Below are 8,214 nucleotides of genomic sequence, written 5' to 3' on the forward strand. Positions count from 1 at the left end.
CCGGGCTGCTGGGGCTGGCCGCCGCCGTACGGTCCGGGCTGCTGGGGCTGCTGCCCGCCGTACGGACCCGGCTGGTTGTAGCTCATCGCTGGGGTTCCCTCCCGATGCTTATGTGTTCCGAACATCCTGGCGGATACGTGCACGGGGTTGGGGCCCAGGGGCGGATCGATGCGGAGTTGTTGAAGGGCTGTTCCAGAGGGCGGACGTACGAGAGCCCGGGGCAGGCGTGCCGCCCCGGGCCCTTTCTCCGCAAATGCTCCGCTACGGCGTGGGACACGCCCTGCGTCACGCCTTGACGCGTGCCGCCTTGCGCAGGTCCGCCGCGAACGACGCGACGTCGTCCGTGGCCATCCCGCCGCCGCCCTTCATCATCGCGGCCGTGTCGATGCCGAAGACGATGCCGTAGGTGCTGTGGTCGGACCAGATGCAGACCGGCAGCTCCGTCTTCTTGCTGCCCTCCTTGAAGCTCGCGGTCTGGCACTTCATGACCGCGTTGTCGAGGCCGTCGGGCTCCACGGTCTCGGGGCTGCCCTCGAACGCGATCTCCTCGGGGTCGCCGACGTTGTCGCCCGAGCCCTTCTCGGAGTTCTCCTGGGCCTTGGCGAACCCGTCGTCGACGGCCTTCTCCGGGTCCTCGATCTCGCCGTACATGCCCTGGAAGCTCATCTGCTTCCCCGCGAGGGCCTCGCCCGACTTGTACGAGGCGGCCACGTTCTCCGCGTTCTTGATGCCGATCTCCTCGGCGTTCTTCTTGTCGCCGGAGCCGAGCGGGCCGTCGTCGCCCGAGCCGGAGTCGTCGCTCTTCTTGTACGCGCCGACCGAGGCCGGCGGCACCAGCTTGTGCGCCCCGTCGTCCTCGACCGACACCGAGGAGCTGCCGCCGAAGAGGAAGTACGCGCCGACGCCTATCGCGGCGACCACGGCCACCGCGCCGATGATCAGGCCGGTCTTCTTCTTCCCGCCGCCGGCGCCGCCACCGGGCGGCGGGGGCGGCACCTGCCCGTAGGGGCCCTGCGGCGGGACGCCCTGCGGCTGCTGCCCGTAGGGGCCGGGCTGCTGCGGCTGGCCGTAGCCCCCGTCCTGCGGAGGACCCTGCTGCGGGTAGCCGTAACCGGGCGGGGGAGCCTGGGGCGGCTGGCCGTAGGGGCCCGGCTGCTGGGGCTGGCTTCCGTAAGGACCCGGCTGCTGCTGCGGCGGCTGGCCCCCGTACGGGCCCGGCTGCTGCGGCTGGCCGCCCCCGTACGGACCGGGCTGCTCGGGCTGCTGGCCGCCGTACGGGCCTGGCTGGTTGTAGCTCATCGCGTGGGGTCCCCCTCGAACGTTTATGTGTCCCGGACATCCTGAACGAAGTCCAGGGTCCTTGGGGCCCCGGGCCACAAGCGATGTCGAGGATTCCGGTTTCGGCGTCGCTCCGTCACCCCTCTAAACTGACCGCGTGACCGAGAACGCTCAGCAGCAGCCTCCAGCGACCACTCCCGAACTGCCGACCCAGTACGCGCCGGCCGAGGTAGAGGGGCCGCTGTACGAGCGCTGGGTAGAACGGGGCTACTTCTCCGCCGACGCCAAGAGCGAGAAGCCGCCGTACACCGTCGTCATCCCCCCGCCGAACGTCACCGGCGCGCTCCACCTGGGCCACGCCTTCGAGCACACGCTGATCGACGCCCTCACCCGCCGCAAGCGCATGCAGGGCCACGAGACGCTGTGGCAGCCCGGCATGGACCACGCCGGCATCGCCACGCAGAACGTGGTCGAGCGCGAGCTCGCCAAGGAGGGCAAGTCCCGCCACGACCTCGGGCGCGAGGCGTTCATCGAGCGCGTCTGGAAGTGGAAGGGCGAGTCCGGCGGCCAGATCTCCGGCCAGATGCGGCGCCTGGGCGACGGCGTCGACTGGGAGCGCGAGCGCTTCACCATGGACGAGGGCCTCTCGCAGGCCGTCCAGACGATCTTCAAGAAGCTCTACGACGACGAGCTGATCTACCGCGCCGAGCGCATCATCAACTGGTGCCCGCGCTGTCTGACGGCGATCTCGGACATCGAGGTCGAGTACCAGGACGACGACGGCGAGCTCGTCTCCATGACGTACGGCGAGGGCGAGGACACCATCGTCGTCGCCACCACCCGCGCCGAGACGATGCTCGGTGACACCGCCGTCGCCGTGCACCCCGAGGACGAGCGGTACAAGCACCTGGTCGGCAAGCAGATCAAGCTGCCGCTGACCGACCGCACGATCCCCGTCGTCGCCGACGCGCACGTCGACCCCGAGTTCGGCACCGGCGCCGTCAAGGTGACCCCGGCGCACGACCCGAACGACTTCGAGATCGGCCAGCGCCACGACCTGCCGAACATCGCGGTCATGGACGAGCACGCGGTCATCACGGTCCCCGGCCCCTTCCAGGGCCTGGACCGCCTGGAGGCCCGCTCCGCGATCGTCGGCGCGCTGCGCGCCGAGGGCCGCATCGTCGCCGAGAAGCGTCCGTACGCGCACTCCGTCGGCCACTGCTCGCGCTGCAAGACCACCATCGAGCCGCGCCTGTCGATGCAGTGGTGGGTCAAGGTCGGCCCGCTCGCCAAGGCCGCCGGTGACGCGGTCCGCGACGGCAAGGTCAAGATCCACCCGCAGGAGATGGAGAAGCGCTACTTCGACTGGGTCGACAACCTCCACGACTGGTGCATCTCGCGCCAGCTGTGGTGGGGCCACCGCATCCCGGTCTGGTACGGCCCGAACGGCGAGGTCGTCTGCGTCGGCCCCGACGACGAGGCCCCCACGGGCGAGGGCTGGACCCAGGACAACGACGTGCTCGACACGTGGTTCTCCTCCGGCCTGTGGCCGTTCTCCACGCTCGGCTGGCCCGAGCGGACCGAGTCGCTCGAGAAGTTCTACCCGAACTCCGTCCTGGTCACCGGCTACGACATCCTCTTCTTCTGGGTCGCCCGGATGATGATGTTCGGCCTGTACGCGATGGACGGCACCCCGCCGTTCCACACGATCGTGCTGCACGGCATGGTCCGCGACCAGTTCGGCAAGAAGATGTCGAAGTCCTTCGGCAACGCGGTCAACCCGCTGGACTGGATGGACAAGTACGGCTCGGACGCCCTGCGCTTCACGCTGGCCCGCGGCGCCAACCCCGGCACCGACGTGCCGATCGGCGAGGACTGGGTCCAGGGCTCGCGCAACTTCGCGAACAAGATCTGGAACGCCACGCGCTTCGCGATGATGAACGGCGCCACGATCGAGGGCGACCTGCCCCCGGCCGAGCGGCTCTCCGCCACGGACCGCTGGGTCCTGTCCCGGCTGAACGCGACGGTCGCCGAAGTCGACGCGCTCTACGACGACTTCCAGTTCGCCAAGCTCTCCGACGCCCTCTTCCACTTCGCGTGGGACGAGGTCTTCGACTGGTACGTCGAGCTGTCCAAGACGACGTTCATGGCGGGCGGCGACGGCGCGAAGGTCTCGGCCCGCGTCCTCGGCGAGGTCCTCGACGTCACGCTGCGGCTGCTCCACCCGATCGTGCCGTTCGTGACGGAGACGCTGTGGACGGCGCTCACCGGCCGCGAGTCGATCGTGATCGCCGACTGGCCCACCGACAGCGGCTTCCGCGACGCCGCCGCCGAGCAGGAGATCGAGACCCTCCAGCAGGTCATCACCGAGGTCCGCCGCTTCCGCGCCGACCAGGGTCTGCAGCCGGGCCAGAAGGTCCCGGCCCGCCTGACCCTCGACGGCACGGCGCTCGCCCCGCACGAGGCCGCGATCCGCCAGCTGCTCCGCCTCCAGCCGGAGGGCGACGCCTTCACGGCGACGGCGACCCTGCCGGTCTCGGGCGCCACGGTCGCGCTCGACCTGTCCGGCACGATCGACGTGGCGGCCGAGCGCAAGCGCCTGGCCAAGGATCTGGCCGCCGCCGAGAAGGAGAAGGCCCAGGCCACGGCGAAGCTCGGCAACGAAGCGTTCCTGGCGAAGGCGCCGGACAACGTGGTCGACAAGATCCGCGGCCGCCTCACCAAGGCGGAGGCCGACATCGCGCGCCTTCAGGCGCAGCTGGAGGCGCTGCCGGCCGCGTAGTGCCGTACAGGCGTACGTAGTCGAAGGCCCCAGGACCGTGATCGGTCCCGGGGCCTTCGCGCGTCCCACGGCGGTCACGCCTCCGTGGCGACCGGCCCCGTCCCCACGGCCTCCGCGTTGCGCCGCGTCTTGGCCCAGCCGTTCCTGCCCCGCAGCACGCGCAGCAGGCCGCGCGTCGCGACGACGAAGACGTGGTACGCGTACAGCCACAGCGCGAAGCCCCACAACAGGCCCTTGAGGCGGGAGTGTCCGGGCGCGAAGTCCCTGCGGTAGACCGGGCCCCACAGCGCGAACGGCAGGACGGAGAGCACGGTCAGCGCGAGCACCAGCGGCCAGACGCCGACCGCGGAGTCCAGCGGGGAGCGGCCGAGCGCGAGCGCCGCCACGAGCAGCACGGTCAGGACCAGGCTGGCGACGTGGGCCAGGGGCTGCATGAAGGTGTAGAGCGTCTCCAGGACGCCGCGCCCCGCGTAGTGGCGCGAGCCGACGATGCGCGGCGCGTACCGCACGCACTGCAGATTGCCCTGCGCCCAGCGGGTGCGCTGCGTCAGGAAGCGGCGGGCGTGCGGCAGGCCCTCCTGGGAGACGTACGTGTCGGCGACGTGGGTCACGCGGTAGCCGCCCAGGATCATGTGGAGGCCCAGTTCGTAGTCCTCCAGGAGCGCGTCGCGCTGCCAGGGGCGGCGCTCGGCCGCGGCGATCCGGTCGAGCGCGGTGAGCCGGGTGAACTGGCCGTTGCCGCCGAGCCCGACGGAGCCGGTGCGCCCGCGCAGCAGCTGCATGCCCGCGTTGGAGACCGCGAACTCCATGTCCTGCATGCGGACCAGGAGCCGGGCCAGCGCGTTGAGCAGCCGGCCGCGCTCGGGCAGCGGACGCGGCTCGTCGACGTTGCGCATCCGCACGCTGACCTGGACGCCGCCCATCTCGGGGTCGCCGAAGGCGGTGGGGCCGCTGACGGCGGTCAGCGCGCCGGGCGCGAGGTGCCCGTCGGCGTCGACGACGCACACCACGACGCGGGAGCGGTCGGCGTCGCGCGGCAGGAAGTCGTCGAGCTCGGCGTAGGCGGCGTTCAGCGCCGCGCCCTTGCCGATCCGGGCGTCGGGCCTGCGGCGCGAGACCAGGTGGACGCGGACGTCGTCCTCGGCGAGCGCGGCGACGACGGCGGCCGTGCGGTCGTCGCTGGCGTCGTCGACGACCCACACGTGCGCGGCGGGGAAGTCCGTGCGCAGCCGGTCCACGGTGGCTCCGACGACGGTCTCCTCGTCGCGGCAGGGCACGAAGAAGTGCCAGTCGAAGGCGCTGGGGTCGCCGCCCTCGTGCGGGGCGCGGCGCAGGTAGGCGTGGCGGGCGCCCGCCCAGTACAGGAGGAAGCAGCCGAGCAGGACGAAGGGGAAGAGGAACAGGAGCCGGTCGAAGGTCAGCATCAGGAGTCCTGGTGGTGGGGCGCGGGCGTCAGGCCGCTGCGGGCAGGTGGGCGGCGGTGGCGCCCTCGGCCACCAGGTCCGTCAGGAGCGCGACGATGCGCCGGGAGGCCTGGGCGTCGCCGAAGGGGCTGGGGGTGGCGGCGAGGCGGTGCAGCCCGGCCGTGCCCTCGTCGAGCCGGCCGCGCGCGGCGTGGCCGACGCCGGGCCCGGGGCCGACGAGCTCGGCGAAGCCGGCGGCCATGGCCTCGGGGCGCTCGGTGGAGCGGCGCACGACGACGAGCGGCCGGCCGAGGACGGTGACCTCTTCCTGGACGCCGCCGGAGTCGGAGACGAGCAGCGCCGCGTGCCGGGCGAGCGCGAGGAACTCGCCGTGGCCGATGGGCGGGAGCAGGGTCAGCGGGGCGAGCAGGGCGTCGAGTCCGGCGGCCTCGGCGCGGGCGCGGGTGCGCGGGTGCAGCGGGACGAGGACGGGCAGCCGCTCGGCGAGCGCGGCCAGTTCGGTCAGGACGGCCCGCAGCGCCGCCGGGTCGTCGGTGTTCTCGGGGCGGTGCACGGTGGCCAGGACGTACGCGTCGGGGGTGAGGCCGTGCCCGGCGAGCAGCGCGGCGCGCTCGGCGTCGGCGGGCAGCGTGTCGCGGACGGCCTCCACGACGGTGTTGCCGGTGACGACGATCCGCTCGGCGGGGATCGACTCGGCGAGGAGGTTGGCGCGGTTGTCCTCGGTGGCGGCGCACAGCACGTCGGAGAGCTGGTCGATCAGGACGCGGTTGTGCTCCTCGGGCATCGCGCGGTCGTGGCTGCGCAGGCCCGCCTCGATGTGGACGAGGGGGATGTCGCGGGCGTTGGCGGCGAGCGCGCCGGACAGCGCCGCGTTGGTGTCGCCCTGGACGACGACGGCGCGGGGCGGCCGGGCGGCGAACTCGGCGTCGAGCTGCGCGAGCGCGACGGAGATCTGTACGGCGCGCGCCTGCCCGCCGACGCCGTCGAGCAGGGTGGGCTCGGGCAGCCCGAGCTCGGCGAGGAAGCGGCCGGAGAGGGAGTCGTCGTAGTGCTGCCCGGTGTGGATCAGCCGCGCCGCGGGACCGAGCAGCCGCACGAGCGGCGCCAGCTTGACCAGCTCGGGCCGGGTGCCGAGGACGACGGCGACGCTGCGCTCGGGAAGCTGCTGGGCGGGGGCGGTGACGGCTGCGAACACGCGGGGGCACTCCAGGGAAAACGGGACATAGGGGCTTATGTCCTGGAGAGTGCAGGCCGTTGGTTGCGGACCCGGATCGCGCTCGGTTGCGCGACGGTTGCGGATGCCCGGATGACGGGGTTCGGGACCTAGGGCCCGGACCTTCGGCCGTACGGAGGGCAGGAAGGCCCGCTAGGCGGGACCCCGGTACCGGTACCCCAGCCCTCGCACCGACTCCAGGGGGTCCTCGGCCCCCGCCGCCTCGTAGACCGCGAGCCGCCGCCGCAACCGCAGCACCGCGAACTTCACCCGCTCCCGCCCGCTGCCGTCCGGCGCGTCCCACACCAGGTCGAGCAGCTGCTCGGTCGTCACGACGCGCCCCCGGTTGCGTACGAGCACCTGGAGCAGCCGGTACTCGATGTCGCTGAGCCGGATCTCCTGCCCCTGCCAGACCGCGGACCGCCGCTCGGGCACCATCCGCAGGCCCGCCTCCACGTAGTCGCCGCGCCACTGGTCGGGACGGCTGCGGCGCAGCAGCGCCTCGATGCGGGCGAGCAGTTCCTGCGGGTCGAAGGGCTTGATCAGGTAGTCGTCGGCGCCCGCGCGCAGCCCGCGGACCCGCTCGGCGACGCTCGTGCGGCCGGAGAGGATGAGCACGGGCAGGTCGGTCATGTCGCGCGTGCGGTCGAGGACCTCCCAGCCGTCCAGGCCCGGCAGCATCAGGTCGAGGACCATCAGGGCGGGCCGTTCGGAGAACAGCAGCCGCAGGGCGGCGTGCCCGTCCTCGGCGAGCACCGTCTCGTACCCGGCCTCGCCGAGGACGGCACGCAGCGCGATGCCGAGGTCGGGGTCGTCCTCGACGACGAGCAGTGAGCTCATCCGTGTCCGGTCCGGGCGGCGCTGCCCGTGGGCAGCCGGAGCACCACGGTCGTCCCGTCGTCCTCCCCGCCGTGCAGGGTGATGTGCCCGTCGTGCAGCCGCATCGCGTCGCGGACGGCGGAGAGCCCGAGGCCGGTGCCGGGGTAGGCGCCGCGGCGGGCGTTGGGCGCGCGCACGAACTCGGTGAAGACCTCCTCGTGGAACTCCTTGGGGATCCCGATGCCGGTGTCGGCGACGGCGATCTCCCAGCCGGTGCCGTCCGGCTCGTCGTAGGGGTGGGCGGAGACGGTGACGGTGCCGCCCCGCGGGGTGAACTTCACGGCGTTGTCGAGCAGTGCGGCGAGCGCGTTCTCCAGCTGGGCGCGGTCGGCGACGGCGGGCGGCCCCGGCTCGTGGTCGTGGACCAGGAAGAGGCCGGCGGCGGTCGCGCGAGGGAGCAGGTCGGAGGTGAGGCGCCCCAGGAGCCGGGCCATGTCCACGCGCCCGTACGTCGGTTCCGCGCGGGGCCCCACGGCCGTGGACGCGTGCAGCAGCCCGTCGACCATCTCCTGCATGCGGTGGGCGTTGCGGTCGATGGTGTCCAGGTACGTGCGCTGGCTCGCGGAGAGCGGGCCGCCCGAGGGCGAGGCGAGCAGCCCGCAGAAGCTGAGGATCGTGGCGAGCGGGGTGCGCAGCTC

Annotated in this window: 6 protein-coding genes; 1 reads left to right on the top strand and 5 read right to left on the bottom strand. The window is 72.7% G+C overall.

The window, feature by feature from the left end:
* Nucleotides 1-285: 285 nt before the first annotated feature.
* On the bottom strand, nt 286-1,299 hold the full coding sequence (locus AOK22_RS12470; RefSeq protein WP_055698682.1) for a hypothetical protein: 1,014 nt from the start codon (nt 1,297-1,299) through the stop codon (nt 286-288).
* A 136-nt stretch (nt 1,300-1,435) separates the two neighbouring features.
* Between AOK22_RS12470 and AOK22_RS12475 the strand changes: the two genes are divergently transcribed.
* Nucleotides 1,436-4,060, top strand: a complete 2,625-nt coding sequence (locus AOK22_RS12475) for a valine--tRNA ligase (RefSeq protein ID WP_055698683.1) — start codon at nt 1,436-1,438, stop codon at nt 4,058-4,060.
* A gap of 74 nt (nt 4,061-4,134) precedes the next feature.
* Here the strand turns inward: AOK22_RS12475 and AOK22_RS12480 are convergent, their stop codons facing one another.
* The 4 genes from AOK22_RS12480 to AOK22_RS12495 form a co-directional block, all read right to left on the bottom strand.
* A complete protein-coding gene (locus AOK22_RS12480) occupies nt 4,135-5,484 on the bottom strand; it encodes an XrtP-associated glycosyltransferase (protein WP_055698684.1) in 1,350 nt (449 codons plus the stop codon).
* A gap of 28 nt (nt 5,485-5,512) precedes the next feature.
* On the bottom strand, nt 5,513-6,679 hold the full coding sequence (gene wecB, locus AOK22_RS12485; RefSeq protein WP_055698685.1) for a non-hydrolyzing UDP-N-acetylglucosamine 2-epimerase: 1,167 nt from the start codon (nt 6,677-6,679) through the stop codon (nt 5,513-5,515).
* 171 nt (nt 6,680-6,850) lie between these two features.
* Nucleotides 6,851-7,537, bottom strand: coding sequence for a response regulator transcription factor (locus AOK22_RS12490; RefSeq protein ID WP_055698686.1), 687 nt, complete (start codon nt 7,535-7,537; stop codon nt 6,851-6,853).
* A partial coding sequence (locus AOK22_RS12495) for a sensor histidine kinase (protein ID WP_167357842.1) occupies nt 7,534-8,214 on the bottom strand: 681 nt, incomplete at its 5' end. The genes AOK22_RS12495 and AOK22_RS12490, both read right to left, overlap by 4 nt.

The organism is Streptomyces silaceus (genome assembly GCF_001419745.1).
Classification (GTDB): Bacteria; Actinomycetota; Actinomycetes; order Streptomycetales; family Streptomycetaceae; genus Streptomyces; species Streptomyces silaceus.

Bases quoted from the DNA above. Each gene is read 5' to 3' on its own strand.
- AOK22_RS12480 (WP_055698684.1), bottom strand. From the start codon at position 5,484: ATGCTGACCTTCGACCGGCTCCTGTTCCTCTTCCCCTTCGTCCTGCTC.
- AOK22_RS12470 (WP_055698682.1), bottom strand. From the start codon at position 1,299: ATGAGCTACAACCAGCCAGGCCCGTACGGCGGCCAGCAGCCCGAGCAG.
- AOK22_RS12490 (WP_055698686.1), bottom strand. From the start codon at position 7,537: ATGAGCTCACTGCTCGTCGTCGAGGACGACCCCGACCTCGGCATCGCG.